Genomic DNA, 17971 nt, shown 5'->3' with positions numbered 1-17971 from the left:
CAGCAACTGACAGGTGGGTTGCTGGGACGCTTTACATTAAGCGTCAAAGTCTATCTTGACTCAGGATTGCAGTTTCGTCGAACGCTAAAAAATAACAGGGGGGGTGAATGTACCGATCAGGATGATCGTACGGTCTACTTTCCCAACAGAATCATGGCTGCACCCAATAGGATGCCCGCCACACAAAATGCTTTTCGACGAAGATTCACCTCACCCAATCGTGATGCGCCCAATACCAACGCGACAACGACGCTGCATCTCCGCAGCGTCGAAATGACAGAAACCAATGCTTCGGGGTTCGCCATCGCGGTGAAATAGACCATGTCTGCCGCCAGGAGCAGGGGGCTGATGCACCAAACCGCCGTTCGGAACTCAAATTGAGACGCAGACCGAGTGCCGATGGTTCCCTTGGAGAAAGGGGCCTCGGGAGAGCGTTTTGTCTCCAGTTTTTCAAAAACTTTCGAAGAATTCAATTCCGCCGCATGATTGCCGGCATTTGAGCCCACCGGGGCGGTCGGAGAAATTTCTTCTGAGCGTGTTGCCTTCCCACGCTGGAAGATCCACCAATGCAGAGCCAGGGGTGTCATCACAGGAAGCATGTAAATCGTGAACCAGGCCTGAACCGTCGCGGGACTGTAACGGCCGCCTTGCAGCAGGTATTTGTCGTAAATCGAGCTGAACGAACCCAGCAGCGTGGCCAACAACATGCAGCCGACCCAGCGATTGGTCGCAAAGCCGATGCCTTCAAATTTGCCCAGCGTGGAGAACAGCCAGAACGAAGCGACCACGATTGCGATGCCGGTCCACTGCAGGTGGTTCGGGCGTTCGCCCAGAACACCAATTGCGATGGCAATCGTCCAGACCGGGCTGGTCGACCGGATCGGCGCGGCAATGGACAGCGGCAAATGTTTGAGCGCGAACAGTGCCAGTGTCCACGAAGCTCCCACCAACACGCTTTTGGCCAGAAGTTTGCCGTGGTCGGTCCAGGTCAGCGGTTGAACTTGGAGGAACTCAATTGGAAAGGCGTCGCCCACGAATTGTTGAGCGATCAACAGCGGCCCCCAAATCGACGTGGCGACACAGGCGCTGGCGAACAGGACCATCGGCACCGCGTTGTCGCGGGCCGCCAACTTTTTTGCCAGGTCATAGACCCCGAGCAAAGCAGCGGACACCAAAGCCATCAACATCCATTCCATGTGCGGATGTTGACCTAGCGGGTTTGTTGGCCGGCGTAGCGAATGCCTCGCACGATGGCATCCCGAACGTCGGATGTGCTGGCTCGCCGAGCCACTTCCATGTTGACACTCCATTCCGGACGCAAGCGGCGATCGAAGACCGTCATGCCACGCGTCAGGTCGCCGTTGACTTCCACGTCGCCAGCCATCTCATCCCACTGGAACATCTCGGGTTCGATGACGGAGATCAACGTGGTGGCGTCTTGCAATGGAATGACTTCGCGACCCAGTTTTTGATGCGAGACACGGAATTTGTAGGGCAGGATTTTATGGAGCAAGGCTCCCGCACGCGTGCTGATGGGGGGCAGTTTTTCGAGCAAGTCCACGCCAAAGGTGACCGCGTCCGTCACATCCAATGGAACCAAACTCTTGGTCGTTGCCGATGCCAGGACCTGTTTGGCGCTGGAGGGATCAAAGAAGAAGTTCATCTCGGACACCGCGCTCGCGTTGCCGCAGTGCGAGACCGCTCCGCCGCTGATGACCACTTTGTCGATCAAGGGCAGGACGGCCGGATCCATTCTGCAAAGACGTGCCAAGTTGGTCAGCGGTCCCAAGCAGACGATGGTGATTTCGTCCGGATGGCGACGAATCAAGTCGGCCATCAGCTTGTCACTGGAATGATCGTTTTGACGAGTCGCGGATGGAAAGTTGATTCCCCCCAAGCCATCGGGCCCGTTCAGGTGACTGTCGTCCTGCATTGGTGGATCACTGGGCGCGATCGCGGTTCCCAGTTGTGGGTACCGGGCAGGGTCCAACAGGGTGACGATTCCCATTGCATTGATGTTCGCCTGAGCGGCATCAACGGTTCCCGCGGTCGGTGTGATCGCGACAACGTCGAGTCGAGGATCAAACAGAGCCATCGTCAAAGCAATGGCGTCGTCGATTCCGGGGTCGCAGTCGATGATGATCTTTCTAGTCATGACATTCAGTCTAGGATCTTCCAGGTGGCCGGGCGAGACCCTTGTCGAAATCCCTCACCGATTCGCGTCGGAGCGGAGTGGGAATGGGTACGATGAGGCAACGTGGGAGAAATATTTTCCACTGGCGAGCCCCACTCACCAGATTGGTACCTGAGTTTCTACGCGTTTCCGGCGGAGACTCGCCCAATCAATCGCGATGAGATTCTGCGTCGTGTGCAAACGCTCAATGAGTGACGCCGGGGGGCTCTGGAAGCATGCTGGCTCGCTTCGAATCGTGGCGACAGACTACACTTGGGCGTTCCCTCCCAAGTCGCGTTGCGAAAGCACGCTTTGATGCTCTTGTTTTGCCAGGCTGATGACTGATTTTTCGACTGATCCTTCGCTCTCCTTTTCGGATGCCATCGACCTCGCTCGCGGTGGCAATGATTTGTCGGCGGAGCAAACCGGTGGCTTGATCGACGCGATGCTGCAAGGTGCGGCGAACGAGGAGCAGGTCGGGCAATTGTTGCTGGCCCTGCGTGAAAAGGGCGAGGCGGTCAGCGAATTGGTCGGTGCGGCGAGAGCGATGCGAAAGCACATGACTCGAATCGATCACGACCATGACGTGTTGCTTGATACGTGCGGCACGGGCGGCAGCGGATCTGGGACGTTCAATATCTCCACTGCGGTGGCGATTTTAGCCGCGGCGTGCGGTGTCGCGGTGGCCAAGCATGGCAATCGCCGTGCGACCAGCAAGACAGGCTCGGCCGATGTGCTGGAATGCTTGGGCGTCAAAATCGAATCCGAACCGGATCAGGTGTCCCGCCGACTCAATGACATCGGCATCTGTTTTTGCTTCGCAGCCAAGTTGCACCCCGCGATGCGGCACGTGGTGTCGGTTCGGCGCCAGCTTGCTGTGCCGACACTGTTTAACTTGCTCGGACCGCTTTGCAATCCGGCGGGGGCGACGCATCAATTGCTCGGCACCGCCGCTCCTGAGACTCAAGCCAAGATTGCAGCGGCGCTTGCAGAACTGGACACGCAGCGAAGCTATGTTTTGCACGCCGAGGATGGGCAAGACGAAGTGTCGCTCGACGGTGCCACATCTTGCATCGAAGTGGCCTCCGGCACTCAGCAGAACCACACTTGGACGCCGGCTGATTTTGGTTTGACCCCCGTGCATCAAAACGCCCTGGCCGCTGCCGACCCGCCGGAGTCAGCGGAGATCATTCGCAACCTCTTCGCGGGCAGTCCTGGGCCGCAACGCGACACGGTGCTGGCAGGTTGTGCCGCGGCTCTGTGTCTTGTCGGGCGAGCCTCGTCTCTCGCGGAAGGCGTGCGTTTGGCAGCGGACGCGATCGATTCCGGTGCGGCCCAAGACAAACTGAAACAGCTTGCCGAGTGAAACGGCGGTTGGCTATTTGGCCGAGCTCTCTTCGGGATAGCCGTCTTCGCGAATCGTTTGCAGCAACGCCTTCATTCGCTCGACGATTTCGGGATGGTCGCTGGCGACGTTCTCGCTTTGGCCGATGTCGACGGACAAGTCGTACAGTTCATGCGGTTGGTTGTCGTCAGCGGGGATTTGCCGTCGTGATTCCCAGCCTTGATTCCGGGCGCTGACGTAGCCGCTTTTGGCATCGATCAACAACCACTTGCCATCTCGCAGCGCGTATTCGTCGGTGCGAGTGTTCTGGACCAGCGACTGACGGTGTGGCTGGTTGGGTTGTTTCAACAGCGGCATCAAACTGCGAGAGTCTTTGGCTTGTCCGTCCGGGATGGAATGGCCGAGCATGTCCGCCATCGTCGCGAACACGTCGACTTGTGACACCAATGCGTCGCAGGTTGAGCCGGCAGGCGTGACCCCAGGCCAGTGAATGACAAACGGGACGTGGTGGCCGCCTTCGTAGAGATCGCGTTTCAAACCACGGAACGGATGCGACGACCAGTGATCGAATTTTTCGTCGCGAGCGTAAGCGTATTTCTCGGGGCCGTTGTCAGCGGAGAAAATCACAATCGTGTTTTCACTTTGTCCCGATTCTTTCAGTGCACGCAGCAGTTTGCCGCAGGCATCGTCAGTTTCGCAGACGTAGTCGCCGTAGGGGCCCGCGCCGGAGCGTCCATCGAACTCGTCGTTGGGGATGATCGGGGCGTGGGGGGCTGGGAATGCAAAGTACAGAAAGAATGGTTGGTCGCTTTCGCTTTGTGACCGGATGAACTGCACGCCGCGCTGGGTGGTGGTCGGAATGTTTTGATACGGATCCCAGTCCGATGTCATGGGACCGGGACGGCATTCCCAGTTGCCCTCTTTGATCGGTTTCCACTTCGATGTGTCCATGATCGTGTCGGGAGCTTTCACGACTTTGTCATTTTCGATCCAGCAATACGGTGGGAAGTTGATCACCGTGTCACCGAAGTACGAATCAAAACCGTGAGCCAGCGGACCATCCGGAATCGATTGCGACCAATCAAATGCTTCGGGGCCCCAGCCCTTCTTGCGACCGTTGCCAAACGGTTTGGCATCGGGTTTTTTGATCGCGTCCCAGTCCCATCCCAGGTGCCACTTTCCAATCGCCGCGGTTTGATAACCGTGTTGTTGAAACATCTCGGGCAGCGTCAGTTGTTCGGGTTCGAAGACGGACTTGCCAAACGCATTGACGATGCCATGGAAGTCACGCCAGTGATGACGGCCGGTCAACAGAGCGTATCGGCTGGGAGTGCAGATTCCCGAGGACGAATGACCGTCGGTGAAACGCATGCCTTGGCGAGCCAATTGATCCAAGTGCGGCGTGGGGATTTTGGAGTCGGCGTTCTGCACATTCAGGTCGCCGTAACCAAGGTCGTCGGTATACAGAATCAGGACGTTGGGATGCGGTTTGGTTTCCGCCAGCGACGAGGAAGCAGCCAGGGCCGAGCCGAGGAGAACGAGCAGGAGTCGGCCCAATGGGAATCGCAAAGTGGACTGGAGACGCATGGAAGTTCTCGCCGCAAAAGTGCAGTTTCATTGTGAAAAGCTGTTACTCTATCTGGGCCGGCCACCGCTGTGGTCTTCACCACCAAGAAAACTCCCTCCTGTTTGAAACATCATGATTGCAAGTTGGTTCCGAAAGGTTTGGTTCCGTCTCGTTTCGCCAGCGTTTTGCTTGAGCGTTTTTGCCGCTTTGTTCGTTGGAAGTCAGGCCTCCGCCGCTGAAAATGCCCCGGAGGCTTCCGCGAAAGCCACGGATTCTCCGATGAATGTGGTGGTTTTGTACGCCGACGATTGGCGTCACGACACGCTGGGGGTCGCAGGCAACCCCGTGGTGAAGACTCCGACATTGGACGCATTGGCTGGTGAGGGAATGCGATTCACTCAGAACTGCGTGACGACGTCGATTTGCGGTGTCAGTCGAGCTTGTTTGTTCACCGGGCAATGGATGTCCTCGCATGGTTGCGATGGCTTCAAGCCGTTCAAAACACCTTGGCAGCAAACCTATCCTGGTGTCTTGCGAGACAACGGGTACTACGTCGGGCACGTTGGCAAATGGCACAACGGAAAGTTTCCCGGTGAGAACTTCGATTTTGGCCGGTCTTATTATGGCAAGCACTGGTTCAAAATGCCCGATGGATCGAAGGTGCACGTGACGCAGCGGAACGAAAACGATGCCTTGGAGTTCCTGGGCAATCGTCCCAAGGACCAGCCGTTTTGTTTGACCGTGGCTTTCTTTGCGACACACGCTGAGGACGGGCATCCGCAGCAGTTTTTGCCGCAACCGGAAAGCATGCAGCTTTATCAGGATGTCGAAGTTCCCGTGCCAGCCAATGCGACGGATGAATCCTTTCATCGCTTGCCCGAGTTCGTCGCCAATGAAGGCAACGAAGGACGCAATCGCTATCACTGGCGTTTCGACACGCCCGAGAAGTATCAGATCATGATGAAGAACTACTACCGTCTGGCCACGGAAGTTGACTCCACTTGCGGGCGAATTTTGAAAGAGCTGGAATCGCAAGGCGTGCTCGACAACACGTTGGTCATCTTCACCACCGACAATGGTTACTACCACGCGGAACACGGGTTGGCGGACAAGTGGTACCCCCATCAAGAGAGCATTCGGGTGCCGTTGATCATTCGTGACCCACGGATGTCCGCTGACAAACACGGTTCGACCAACGACGATTTCACGCTGAGCGTTGATTTGGCACCGACCATTTTGAAGGCCGTTGGTGCCGGGGTGCCGGAATCCATGCAGGGCCGTGACATGTCGGTTTTGTACGGCGTCAACGATGACGATCAAGACGAATGGCGGGACGAGTTCTTCTACGAACACCCCACGATCCGGGACAAGAATTTCATTCCGACCTCGGAAGCCTTGGTGCAAAAGGATTGGAAGTACTTCTACTGGCCCGAATTTGATCGCGAACAGTTGTTCCACATTGCGGACGACCCGCACGAGGAAAATGACTTGGTCAACGATCCCGCGCATGCGGATCGACTGGCCGCCATGCGGGCTCGATTCCAAGAGCTGAAACGCGAAGCGGCGTCCGAGTCGAATGGTGGAAGCTGATTTCTGAACGAAGAAGTCCCCAAGAAAATCGATTCTGATTCGTTGTCCTCTTGGCGTTTCGCTGCTTGCCTCGGTTTAGAATCGAGGTGGGGTGCGTTGGCGTTGGTCGACGCAGTCCGTGCTTTTCGACGACTCTTCTGGGAATCAGTCATGCATGGCTTCTTTGGGAAACGAGCCCTGTTGGGTTCGTTGATGTGTCTTGTTGCGTTTCCGCTGTCGGCTCAAGCGCTGAATGAGCGGTCTTCCGAGCCGTCTGTTCCGCTTCCCGGGAAGAAGGTCGCTCCGGATGTCGAGCTGCCGCTCCGGTCGGTCACACTGCATGCCGCCGGGAAAGGCTGGTTCGAATATCGCGGCACGATCACTGGCCCCGGAGTCTTCCGAGTCGAGGTCGGCGAGTTTGAGCTGAACGAGGCCATCCGTGTCTCTCGTGTCTTGGACCCATCAGCGGCCGCGAGTCAGATTCGAATGGTTTCGCCACCGGATCCGGTGCAGCCACCCCAAACATTCCCCAACACGCGAACGCTGGGGGATCTGTTGGTTTCGATGAAGGGCCAACGCATCGTCGCGACGGAACATTCGGGCAAGAAGGTGGAGGGCACGCTGGTCGCAGTGGAGCAACGCACGGAGATCGTTGATGAGCAACGGCTCGAACGCGAAGTCATGACTGTGTTGACCGAGACGGGACTGAGTTCGATGTGGGTGGACGACTTTGCTTCGATTGATGCCGTGGACCAGGGCTTTCAGTCACGGTTGCGGGAGGCGTTGGAACAGGAGTCTCGCCCTGCGGAGCTCGCCACCCATGCGGTCGAATTTGTGTTTGGCGATGGGCCTGAGCGTGAGGTCACGATCGGTCTGATGCGTTCGGTGCCAATGTGGAAAGTCAGCTACCGGGTCGAAGGCGATCAGCTGATTCATCGCAGCATCGTTGAAAACACGTCGGGGATCGATTGGGAAGGTGTTGAGTTGAATTTGATCGACGGCAGCCCTGTCCTGTTCACGATGGATCTGCGTTCGGTCCTGCGCGCCAGGCTGGAACAACTGCAGCGTCCATCTCGACAGGTGGCGATGGCACCACAGTTCAGCGAATCGCTGGGCCGAGCCTATGCCGACAACGAAGTGGCACTTTCAATGATGCCAGAGGAAACGATTGGCATGGACGGTTCCATGGGAATGGGAGGCATGGGCATGGGGGGAGGCGGCATGGGAGGCGGATCGTTTGGAGCGATGCCTGGCCGTGCAAGTGGAAACGTGTCTGCGGATCTGTTCGCAAGCGATTCCGGTTACGGCAGTTCACTGAACCAAGTGCTGAGCGAAACCTCGGACGCTCCCGCCGGCAGCACCTTGGAATTGCAGTTTGATTCCGTTGCCTTGAAAAACGGAAAGACCGCGTTGTTGGACACGCTGATCGATCCCGTCTCGGTCGCCGACGTTTCGGTCTATCGCCCGTCCTATCATCCGACGGCAACGTTGTTGTGCCTCGAGATCGAGAACAACACTCCCGCATTGTTGCCCTCGGGACCCGGCAGTGTTCTAGCGGGCGATCAAATGCGATCCATTCTCGGCGAAGTCGTGCTTCCGGATCTGGCACCTTCCGTCAAGCGATTGGTGGGGTATGCAATGGACGGTGGCGTTCGGGTCACGACACATCCGGTCAAAACCACTTCGGAGCAACAATCGATACAAATCGATCCCAAGTTGCACCGGATCACGATCCAGACACGGCATCAGCGCGAGACCCAGTACGACATTCTGAATCGTTCGGGAGAGGAGCGAAACGTGATCCTAGAGATCCCGTTGCCGCCGGCACCGTTCGAGTTGCAGGCATTGCAAGCCAAAGACATCGAGGTTGAAAAGACGGAGGCCTGGCATCGCCTGCGATTCAAGCTGGCCGATGGTGGTTCCCGCGAAATGGTGATCCTGGAGCAACACTCAGCGGACGATCCCAATCGCTGGGGCGAGATTTCGTTGGACACCTTGGAACGCTGGATCGCGGAAGCCAAATGGGAGCCCGCCCAGCTTGAGACGCTGCAAGGGATTTTGGCGGATCGTCGTGAGCTCAACGAGACCGATCGCACACTGGAAGGTTTGCTGGATCTTCGCAAGCACTTGGTGACCGAACTCGAGCGTGTGTCCAATCAGTTGACTCGTCAACGCGGCAGCAGTGCCTTCCCGCGGGAAGTGATCCAGCGTTATCAAACCGAGTTGCTGAAACTGGAAAACCGGATGGCTCAGTGTGAACAACGAATGCAAGAGCTCGCGAAGCAGCGGCGAGAGTTGGTCGATGAGCTTGGCATGGATCGCGAATTGCCATCCGCCTTGTCGGGATTGAAGGCGTTTGTCATCGACACGGACTTGATCCCCGAAGGCATGTCGACGGTGTTGCCGGCTGAGTCGGCCACGCCCGCCACGGGCGGGAGCGACGACCCATTTAGCAGGTAGGCAGGAACGATTGGATTTCATCCCGTGAGCCGTTTGGGCGTTCGCCCCGGTTGTGCGTGGGAACCGTGGCTAACGCCAAGCGGTTCACATACCCGATGACACCTGCCTACCTGCTTAGCGGTGCTGCGCAAGTCGGCCGGTGAGGAACCGGAGGGCTCGCGCCCAATACCGCTACGTCACTTGTTGTTCACGCGGTTTTTCGCAGCGCCCATTTGGGAGTGGAGCAAAACCGCCACTCATTTCAGTTGTTGCTGAAGTGCATCTTCAAATTGCGTTCGCGGCCCAGCGGGTTGCTGCGGTAGCGACGGTAGCAAGATTCGCACAAGTCGAACGTTTGCGTGACAACTTCGCCGGTTGAAATGGGAGCGTCGTGCAGTTCGACGGTCGCGTCCGCGAAGCATGCTGGGTCGCTTTCGTTGCGTGGCAACGCAGGATCGTGGTCGATCATTTCGACCAGGTCGTCTTCTGCTTCATCGGCCTCAATCGCTTGGTGAAGAGCGTCCAAGTGATCGACGGCTTCGTCGTCGTTCCATTCCTCTTCCAACTTTTGAACCTCGATCGCAATGGTGTATCGAGAGCTTTGTGTGGGGTCAATTTCTTGTCGACATCGATCACATGTGTAGTGAATCATCTCGAAGTGACTCGCCAGAATAAATGAAAGGCAATTGCCAAAAGATAAGTGGCGGCAGACTCAAATCGCATTCGCGATTGTTTCTCCGCCTGCTGTCCATGTTACTTCTCGGCGCAGGGTGCTCGCAAGCGTTTTCTTTTCGCGTGGCCATGATCGTGTGCGACGGGGTGGGAATCTCTCGCACCCTGCCCAGCGACGAGCGATCCAGTATCATCGTCGCTCGTGGGCACTGCGGTGTCATTCCAGCCTGTTCAACCATTCGAGATTCCTCTCCTTTTTTCTTCACGGACCCCATCATGAGCTTGCTCCGTTTCGACGCTTCCGGATCGATCAACGACGACTACGGGATCACACAGTCGCAAATCGATTCGTTGAAGGGCCAGATGGAAACCCTTCGCACTGAGATGGTCGAAACCGATCAAAAGCAATACGAATCGGGCGACATTCCCGCTGACAAGCAGCCACTGGATGCGCGGTTCTTTTGGTTGCCGGAGGAAATGTTGGAGGCCTACTCGAAAGAACGCGAAGCCTCGGAGTTGGGACGGATTTTCAAGGTCGCCAACGGGTTGCATGATCAAATTGACGCGGCCGTGGTTTTGGGCATTGGCGGGTCCTACATGGGTGCTCGAGCGATGATGGAGGCCTGCTGTGATCCGTATCACAACGAAATGAGCCGCGCCGCTCGAGGCAGCAAACCGCGGATGTATTTCGAGGGCAACAATGTCGACAACGACGCCTCGGATTCGCTGCTGCAACGCGTTCGAGCAGGCGGTTATGCTGACAGCGATGCTGAGAAACGGCACGCGATCATTGTGATCAGCAAGAGTGGCGGAACGATGGAAACCGCCGTCGCATTCCGACAGTTCTTGGCCAATCTGGAATCGGAACTCGGGGCGGAGTCCGAGGAATGGTTGTCGCGTTTGGTCGTTCCGGTGACCGGTGAAAGCGGCAAGTTGCATGATTTGGCTACCGCCATTGGCTGCGATGAAATCTTCACCGTGCCCGATGGAGTCGGCGGCCGGTTCAGCGTTCTGTCGCCCGTTGGATTGGTCCCAGCAGCATTCCTTGGTTTGGACTGCATGAAGTTGCTGGAAGGTGCCGTGGCAATGAACGAGCACTTCAAGACCGCCGACTACGCCGACAACGTGGTGATGCAGTACGTCGCCGTGAACCACCTGCTGTCACAACATCGCGACAAATCGATTCGCGTGATGAGCGTGTGGAGCAAGGCTCTGGAGTCGGTGGGCATGTGGTACGACCAATTGCTGGCCGAATCCAACGGCAAAGACGGCAAGGGGGTCACGCCACTGACAACACTGAACACCCGCGACTTGCACAGTCGTCACCAGCAGCACCAACAAGGTCGCAACGACAAAGTCTTCAACAATGTGATCGTGGAATCGCAACGGACGGATTCGTTGGCGGTTGGTCAATCGCAGCGCAATCAAGACACACTCAACGACATCTCTGAAAAAACGCTGCCCGACATCATGGCGGCTGCGATCAAAGGAACCAACGATGCGTTGCATGCCGATGGACGTCCCACGACCGACATCATCCTGCCACAGATCGACACGCATGTGCTGGGGCAGTTGTTCCAAATGCTGATGATCGCAACCGTGATCGAAGGTCGCTTGCTGGGCATCAATCCCTACGGGCAACCCGGTGTGGAACAGTACAAGACCAACATGAACAAGAACCTCGGTCGCTGAGTTCTGAATTGATGTAGTGAAGTGTCACGGTGGGGGACCACCGTGCGACAGGTTCCGAGTCACGCCCGTTGGGTTTCGAGGTCGTGCCGGTTTGCAAACGCAGTGCTCGCAAGGTTGAATTCACCCTCCTTCGTTTCGGGAGAGGTGCGCCGTGTGGAAATCTGCCGAAAATCGGAATCAAAAAACTGCACGCCCTTCTTGCTCGAAGGGGATGGCTCCTTGGATTTGGTTGGATGGTGAATACGGGATGGACGCATTGCTTCGTCCACTCCATTGCGTCCTCCGTTACATGGTGGATTCCAGGCCGGTGATGCCGGCTGCGGTGCTGGATCCAAAGGCGTCGGTCTCGACTCCCATGCGTTGAGCGAGGTCGACGTACAGGTTGCAGAGAGGCGTGTTGTTCGCCGCGTCATGGGCCACGTACTCACCGTGACGGTAACCGCCGCCGGCCAGCAAGATGGGCAGGTTTCGCCAGTCGTGGGCGCTGGCGTTGCCGAGGTTGGATCCAAACATCACGGCGGTGTGATCGAGCAGTGGTTGGCCGTCTTCTTGGATTGCTTTCAGTTGGTCGAGGAATTCCCCAAAGGCTTCCCATTCCGCCGCTTCGATTCGCTTCAGTTCGGCGATCTTCTCCGGGTCTTTGCCGTGATGCGACAACCCGTGCCAATCACTCTGGACGCCTGGGATTTGCGGGACGGAATTCAGGCCGGCCAATTGAAACGTGATCGTTCGTGTGGAGTCGGTCTGCAGTGCCAAGGCAATCGTCCGGTACATCAATTTCTGTCGCTCAATCGCGAGAGCTTTGTCGTTGATGTCGGACAGTGGTTGCTCATCGACAGCCGGTTTGGGACGCCGGACCCAGCCCTCGGACTGCTGCAGACGGGATTCCAAGTCGCGGACTGAGAGCAAGTATTCGTCCAGTTTCCGTTGGTCACGAATTCCGAGTTCTCGTTTGAGCGAATCGGCTCGTGCCCCGACCGTGTCGAGAACGCTGCGTCCGCGTCGAAGGCGATCGAGGTCCGCCTCGACTTCATGCGGTTTGCCGTCGACGAACATCGCCGTGAAAAGTTTGCTAGGCGAGTGCTGGGCGGGAATCTCGACGCCGCTGGAAGTCCAGGACAGCGATTGGCCGCCTGTCGTCAGCGCCAAAAACGGAAAGCGTGTCTTCAGCCCGATTTGATTGGCGATCAGTTGATCCAGCGAGATCGTGTTGCGAAAACCGGCCAATCCAGGACGCCGCGCTGCCGTCAGCCACGTCAGTTCCGACGCATGACCGTTGTTGCCATTTTGTTCGGGGTGAGACAGTCCGGAGAACAGGCTGAAGTCCTCACGGTGTCGTTGGACCTTTTCCAGGTAAGGCGTGACCGCGTAGTCGCGACCGGTGGATGGGGGAAACAAGTGATCCCGGTGAAATCCCAACGACGCGCAGATGGCGACGAACCGTTTGGGAGTCGATTCCACACCCGAGGCTTGGTCACTTCCCAGGACTCGTTGGCCGAGCGTTGGTCCCATTGCTTCCAGAAACGGCAATGCCAACGCAGCACCACCCGCGGATCGCAACAGACGCCGGCGAGACATCGGCCGAGATGGGATCAACATGGCGTTCTCTTGAGGGATGGTGAGAGTGGTGTTGGGATTGTGGGGAGGGACGACTACTTGGTTCGAAATATTTTGCTGGCGACGACCAGGGCCAGCATGCTGCGAAGCCGATGGCCGCGTCGTGCGGATTGGCGCGTCAGGGATTCAATTTCTTCGCGATCGGAGAAGCCCATTTCGCGACCGGTCGCAAACGTCAGCCACTTGGTAATCAGTGACTTCGCCAGTTGATCAGGGTTTTCGAGAAGGCATTCTCGAAATGCTTCAAAGCCTTCGAAGGACTCCCCCGATGGCAACGTTCCGCTGGAATCAACTGGCAACCCCAAGCGGTATTGCACACGCCGGTTGTTGACACGCAAGTCGATTCGTTCACCTTCGCCCAGGCTGCGGTAACGATCACGCCAGCCGCCGATGGGATTGAAACTTTCGAGTGCGAACCCCGGTGGATCAATCAACGCGTGGCAGGCACGGCAAGACTCTTCGTTTCGATGCTGATCGAGAAGCTGACGCAGAGTTGCGGCTCCGCGAATGTCGGGTTCGACGCCGGAGATGCCTGGCGGAGGCGGGGCGGGATGGACTCCTAGCAAACGTTCGGTCACCCACACGCCGCGAACGACTGGCGACGTGTTCGTTCCGTTGGCGGTCACTTTCAACACGCTCGCTTGTCCAAGCAATCCGCCACGGACGGAGTCATTGGGAAGTGGCACGCGGCGGATGTCAGCGTGGTCAACTCCTTCGATGCCGTAGTGGTCTGCCAGTCGCAGGTTCAACATGGCGAAGTCGGATTTCACCAAATTCGTGACCGGCAAATTTTCACGAATCAAGGTCGCAAAGAACTGCCGCGTTTCCTCCAGCATGCTGTCACGCAGATACCGGTCGTATTCCGGAAACAGCTTTTGATCGGGGCTGGTTTGATCGATGTCACGCAGGTTCAACCAAGCGTCGGTGAAGTCGATCACGAATCGATCGAACCGTGGATCGCCAATCAATCGTTTCGCGTGCTGCAGCAATGATTCCGTGGATTGGGTCAGTTCGTGTTGTTCCGCCGCGCGCAGCAAGTCTGCATCGGGCGTGGTGCGATGAAAAAAATATGACAACCGAGTCGCGAGCGCATGGTCGTCCAGCTTGCCGGCGGGTTCACGCAAGTAAAGAAAGTCTGGCGAGCAGAGGATTGCCGCGACGGCGGTTCGCAACGCTTCTTCGGTGGACGCATCACGCTCCTGCTCCGCATGAAAGAGATTGATGTAAGGCAGCAACTCAACGTCGGTGACCGGACGTCTCATGACGGTCGAGCCGACACGTTGCAGAGTGCCTCGCAGGGATTCGGCGACGTTGTCGCTGGTCAGTTCAAACTCGGGTTTGTACCACGACTTTTCCCGCTTCGATGGCGGGGTGGGCATGATCTCGTTGCGTTGCCAGCCGTCGAAAATCAAACGATGGCCGCGCGAAGGGAATTCCTCATGCAGGGGACCTTCGACACGCACCTTCGCGATCGCCAGACCCGGGCCGGTGTAGCCGTCCACGCCTTCATTGCGAATGTGGTAATCGCGAACCACCAAGCCATACGGAATGATGTTCAGCATGTAGCGATATTCCAGGTCCGCGGTCAGCTCGATGGTGGTCATCTCGCCGTTTGGACCGAGCGGTGGCATGTCGAAGTAACCCAGTGTTGGCCGTTCGCTCCCGCGTGCGAAGCTTTTGGCACCGACATAAAACGGAATCTTCTCGTCCGTTTGATGAGCGTACCCGGTGATCGAAATTCGGTAGCGTCCGGATTCAGGGATGCTAGTGGTCCGAAGCATGCCATCGGGATAGCCGAAGTCTTGGTAGAAGACGACCGAACCATCGTCGAGTTGTTTCCACACCTTTCCCAAATGCGTTTCGGCTTCGCGTGTTTCGGCGTAGTGAGTCTCGATTGTGTGCGTCTCAGGCGATTCGGCTGTCTTCGCAATCGCGGTGTCCAGCACCAGGTCGGCGGCATCGAGGTAGCGTTCCAGGTGGACCATCGAGATCCCCAGTGCCTCTCCCACGTTGTCGAATTCGTGGCTGCGTCCATCGGCCGGCAACAGCGTTTCCAGTTCGACTGCGGTGCCGAACAAATCATTGAGCGTGTTCTCGTATTCACGCCGGTTCAGCCGACGCAGGACGGTGCCTTTTTCGGCAGCGTGGTGTTGCGTCAGCGGAGCGGCCAACGCGGTTGTGAAATCGGAGCGGTCGGACGCGTTGAGCGTGGTGGCATCGGGCGGCGGCATCTCGCCCGCTTGGACGCGATCGTGAATGCGGACCCAAGCGGCCAAATCAGCCGCTCCCGTGATCGTTTGCCCCAGTGTGTCCAGGTCGAGACCACCTTCGGATGCCCCGTCGGCGTGGCAGTCCCGGCAATGGGTTTGCAAGAACGCCAGGATTGGGGACGCAGAAACCGGGGTGGGTTCAGCAGCGTCAGATTTCGCCGACCGCCCGGCCGAGACCGCAACCACCACAGCCGCCAACACCGCAATCGGCGGAACCAGCGAAGCCGGGGACGTCCATCGAAAGCGGCGGGCAATTGTGGCCGAACGGGTCGTAGTTGGCTTGCTCATGTCAGGATTTTAGTCCATCGACTTCGCGGGCGTGCGAGTCACGGTGTTTCGTCCCACCTGCAAGGGGCATGGCAAATTGCAATGCCCGCACTGTGACCATGGACGCCTGAACACACGGCGCCGTTGAGCGTTGGGCCAATGTTGAAATGGGACAACGTCTGAGATCACTGGTCGTTGCAGTGGTTAGGCGTTCAGGCGAACGTCCACCCAGTCCATGCCGGCTCGTTGAGCAGCTTCGAAACCCAGTGGGCTGTCTTCAAACACGAGGCAGCGTTTGGGATCGATGCCCATTCGTTCCGCAGCACACAAGAACACATCGGGTTCGGGTTTGTGCAGTTCCGTGTCTTCGCTGCCGACCAAGACGGGGAACCAATCTGCGACGCCGATGGTTCGCAGTTGATCGGCGACGATGTCTCGCATTCCGCCGCTGGCCACGGACATCGCGATCCGATCAAGGTGACGCTCCGCGATTTCGATGACATGGGCGAGACGTTCGACTTCTGGAATGCGAGCGATGAAGGCCGCTTCTTTTTCTTCGGTCGCCAGATCGACATCGATCGTCACGCCTTGTTCCGAGCTCAGCACCTCGATGATCTTTTCGCTGGGCATTCCGCCCATGGCGTAGAACCGCGGTTCGGGAAATTCAATGCCGTGACGCGTCATCGTTTCGTGCCACGCCAGGTAGTGCAGAGGCATTGAATTGGTGAGCGTTCCGTCGCAGTCAAAAATCAATCCTTCGTACCGCCCCGTTAAATCGTGGGCGATCACGGACGCCAGCGGCAATTGGCCGGAATCATCGGGGCGAAGGAGCGAGGCAGCGTCAGTTTCAGATGGAGGCATTAAGTCGACATGGGTTTGGTGTCAGCCATGGAATCCGATTTGGACATGGCGTTGGCCCGGGCCATTTCGATGGAACGATCGAGGGCTGGGAACATTTTGCCCGCATCTTCGTGGAAGACCCGCCCGATCAGCAAGTCCGTCACATTGCCGCGGTACTCGGGATGTTCCTTCATGAATCGACCGATGCTGAAATCTTTGTTGTAAAAAGCGTGCACGAGTTCGCGAATCCTCGACGCCCCCTCTTTGAAATCCTCGGTCCAGTTTCCGATTTGTTCGGCGGACAGGTCGTCCTTTTTCAAACCGTCCACAATCGCGTCACCAGCCCGAACGCCCATTTCCAACGCGAAATACACACCGGAGGAGTAAACCGGGTCGATGAAACCCAGTGCGTCACCGATCAGCACCCAGCCTGGGCCGGCGTGGCGGCGGGTCATGTAACTGAATTCTTTTGCGGTGGTGATCTTGGCCACGCGAGTCGCATTGGCCAGTCGTGGCTGCAGGCCGGGGCACAGGGCCAATTCTTCTTCGAAGACTTGCTCGGGCGTCCCACGGCCCTTGAGCAGGAAGTCGTTGTCGCCCACACATCCAACACTGGTGACTCCCCGGGATTGGGGGATGAACCAGAACCATGAGTCTCGCGATTGGGTGTACAGAATGATGGTGGCGCCGTCGTTGTCGCCTTCTCCCCGGACCGCATCGCGGTAATACGTCCAAATCGCGGCTTTTTTCAGATCTGGATTGATCTCGCGGAGCCCCAGTTTTCCGGCCATGAACGACTGTTGGCCCGTCGCGTCGACGACAACTTGGCAGCGAATCGTGCGTTCGGTGCCATCGGCGGTTCGGACGACCACGGCGCGGGCCACAGGTTGATCGGGGCTTTCGCCGGGTTCGGTTTGGACGTCGATCAATCGGGTTTGGTCAAAGCAGTCGGCACCCAGTTCGGAGGCTCGGTCAAACAGCATTTTGTCAAATTCGCTGCGTTCGACCTGCCAGGTTGTGCTGCACTCACGTTCATCATGTTCGCGAAAAAAGAATGGGGCGGATTCTTTTCCGGAATGAGAAACAAATTGGACGCTTTTCTTGGTCTGCCAGCCTGATCGTTTGACTTGATCGATCAAACCGAGTCGTTCCAGGGGCCAGTAGCACTCTGGCATCAGCGATTCGCCGACGTGGAACCGAGGCACCGGATCTCGCTCGATCAACAGCGTGCTGGCACCGGATTCAGCGACAATCGAAGCGGCTGTGCTGCCGGCGGGGCCTCCGCCAATCACCACGCAATCGTAGAAATCCTTCATGTTTGGCAAGCTCATCGGCAAATGGAAAGTTCGATCGGAAAAGGGGGATCGGGCAGTCTCAGGTGTAACTGAAAGGTCGCCCGGCAGACAACGTGGTTGTTTTTCGCCAATGTCAGGTGGCGTTGAACACCTCGAATACGCCATTATAGCGGGGTAGCAACTCGATCTTGAGATGCCGTGCGGACTGACATCCGAACTGAGAAC

12 protein-coding genes are annotated in these 17971 nt (G+C 57.5%); 4 read left to right on the top strand and 8 right to left on the bottom strand.

Annotated elements, in window-relative coordinates:
* Positions 1–134: 134 nt before the first annotated feature.
* Positions 135–1196 (bottom strand): EamA family transporter, encoded by a 1062-nt coding sequence (locus tag PSR62_RS21970; protein ID WP_443217319.1) that lies wholly within the window; start codon positions 1194–1196, stop codon positions 135–137.
* A 14-nt stretch (positions 1197–1210) separates the two neighbouring features.
* Complete coding sequence (locus PSR62_RS21965; protein ID WP_274405115.1) at positions 1211–2155, bottom strand: nucleoside hydrolase; 945 nt, start codon at positions 2153–2155, stop codon at positions 1211–1213.
* A 355-nt stretch (positions 2156–2510) separates the two neighbouring features.
* On the opposite strand from PSR62_RS21965, the gene trpD reads away from it, so the two are divergent.
* Positions 2511–3539 (top strand): anthranilate phosphoribosyltransferase, encoded by a 1029-nt coding sequence (gene trpD, locus PSR62_RS21960; protein WP_274405114.1) that lies wholly within the window; start codon positions 2511–2513, stop codon positions 3537–3539.
* Positions 3540–3551: 12 nt separating this feature from the next.
* Here the strand turns inward: trpD and PSR62_RS21955 are convergent, their stop codons facing one another.
* Positions 3552–5105 carry a sulfatase family protein gene (locus PSR62_RS21955; protein WP_274405113.1) on the bottom strand — a complete coding sequence of 518 codons (1554 nt, stop codon included), beginning with the start codon at positions 5103–5105 and terminating at the stop codon, positions 3552–3554.
* A gap of 112 nt (positions 5106–5217) precedes the next feature.
* On the opposite strand from PSR62_RS21955, the gene PSR62_RS21950 reads away from it, so the two are divergent.
* Both PSR62_RS21950 and PSR62_RS21945 read left to right on the top strand, forming a co-directional pair.
* Complete coding sequence (locus PSR62_RS21950; protein WP_274405112.1) at positions 5218–6675, top strand: sulfatase family protein; 1458 nt, start codon at positions 5218–5220, stop codon at positions 6673–6675.
* Positions 6676–6825: 150 nt separating this feature from the next.
* Positions 6826–9114 carry a hypothetical protein gene (locus tag PSR62_RS21945; RefSeq protein ID WP_274405111.1) on the top strand — a complete coding sequence of 763 codons (2289 nt, stop codon included), beginning with the start codon at positions 6826–6828 and terminating at the stop codon, positions 9112–9114.
* Between the two features lie 241 nt (positions 9115–9355).
* On the opposite strand, the gene PSR62_RS21940 is transcribed toward PSR62_RS21945, so the two are convergent.
* Complete coding sequence (locus PSR62_RS21940) at positions 9356–9745, bottom strand: hypothetical protein (RefSeq protein WP_274405110.1); 390 nt, start codon at positions 9743–9745, stop codon at positions 9356–9358.
* 296 nt (positions 9746–10041) lie between these two features.
* Between PSR62_RS21940 and PSR62_RS21935 the strand changes: the two genes are divergently transcribed.
* A complete protein-coding gene (locus tag PSR62_RS21935; protein ID WP_274405109.1) occupies positions 10042–11457 on the top strand; it encodes a glucose-6-phosphate isomerase in 1416 nt (471 codons plus the stop codon).
* 285 nt (positions 11458–11742) lie between these two features.
* Here the strand turns inward: PSR62_RS21935 and PSR62_RS21930 are convergent, their stop codons facing one another.
* From PSR62_RS21930 to PSR62_RS21915, 4 genes are all read right to left on the bottom strand, one after another.
* On the bottom strand, positions 11743–13056 hold the full coding sequence (locus PSR62_RS21930) for a DUF1552 domain-containing protein (protein ID WP_274405108.1): 1314 nt from the start codon (positions 13054–13056) through the stop codon (positions 11743–11745).
* Positions 13057–13109: 53 nt separating this feature from the next.
* Positions 13110–15632 carry a DUF1592 domain-containing protein gene (locus tag PSR62_RS21925; protein ID WP_274405107.1) on the bottom strand — a complete coding sequence of 841 codons (2523 nt, stop codon included), beginning with the start codon at positions 15630–15632 and terminating at the stop codon, positions 13110–13112.
* Between the two features lie 183 nt (positions 15633–15815).
* The gene (locus tag PSR62_RS21920; protein WP_274405106.1) at positions 15816–16472 is read right to left on the bottom strand and encodes an HAD family hydrolase; all 657 of its coding nucleotides are present in this window, start codon (positions 16470–16472) and stop codon (positions 15816–15818) included.
* The gene (locus tag PSR62_RS21915) at positions 16472–17782 is read right to left on the bottom strand and encodes an NAD(P)/FAD-dependent oxidoreductase (protein WP_274405105.1); all 1311 of its coding nucleotides are present in this window, start codon (positions 17780–17782) and stop codon (positions 16472–16474) included. Before PSR62_RS21915 ends, PSR62_RS21920 begins: the two co-directional genes overlap by 1 nt.
* Positions 17783–17971 lie beyond the last annotated feature (189 nt).

Source organism: Rhodopirellula sp. P2 (genome assembly GCF_028768465.1).
Classification (GTDB): Bacteria; Planctomycetota; Planctomycetia; order Pirellulales; family Pirellulaceae; genus Rhodopirellula.
The sequence above is the reverse complement of the archived record's forward strand: the minus strand, read 5'-3'. Positions and strand labels throughout refer to the sequence as shown.

Bases quoted from the DNA above. Each gene is read 5' to 3' on its own strand.
- PSR62_RS21915 (WP_274405105.1), bottom strand. From the start codon at position 17,782: ATGAGCTTGCCAAACATGAAGGATTTCTACGATTGCGTGGTGATTGGC.
- PSR62_RS21930 (WP_274405108.1), bottom strand. From the start codon at position 13,056: ATGTTGATCCCATCTCGGCCGATGTCTCGCCGGCGTCTGTTGCGATCC.
- PSR62_RS21920 (WP_274405106.1), bottom strand. From the start codon at position 16,472: ATGCCTCCATCTGAAACTGACGCTGCCTCGCTCCTTCGCCCCGATGAT.
- PSR62_RS21935 (WP_274405109.1), top strand. From the start codon at position 10,042: ATGAGCTTGCTCCGTTTCGACGCTTCCGGATCGATCAACGACGACTAC.
- PSR62_RS21950 (WP_274405112.1), top strand. From the start codon at position 5,218: ATGATTGCAAGTTGGTTCCGAAAGGTTTGGTTCCGTCTCGTTTCGCCA.
- trpD (WP_274405114.1), top strand. From the start codon at position 2,511: ATGACTGATTTTTCGACTGATCCTTCGCTCTCCTTTTCGGATGCCATC.
- PSR62_RS21925 (WP_274405107.1), bottom strand. From the start codon at position 15,632: ATGAGCAAGCCAACTACGACCCGTTCGGCCACAATTGCCCGCCGCTTT.
- PSR62_RS21945 (WP_274405111.1), top strand. From the start codon at position 6,826: ATGCATGGCTTCTTTGGGAAACGAGCCCTGTTGGGTTCGTTGATGTGT.
- PSR62_RS21965 (WP_274405115.1), bottom strand. From the start codon at position 2,155: ATGACTAGAAAGATCATCATCGACTGCGACCCCGGAATCGACGACGCC.
- PSR62_RS21955 (WP_274405113.1), bottom strand. From the start codon at position 5,105: ATGCGTCTCCAGTCCACTTTGCGATTCCCATTGGGCCGACTCCTGCTC.
- PSR62_RS21970 (WP_443217319.1), bottom strand. From the start codon at position 1,196: ATGGAATGGATGTTGATGGCTTTGGTGTCCGCTGCTTTGCTCGGGGTC.
- PSR62_RS21940 (WP_274405110.1), bottom strand. From the start codon at position 9,745: ATGATTCACTACACATGTGATCGATGTCGACAAGAAATTGACCCCACA.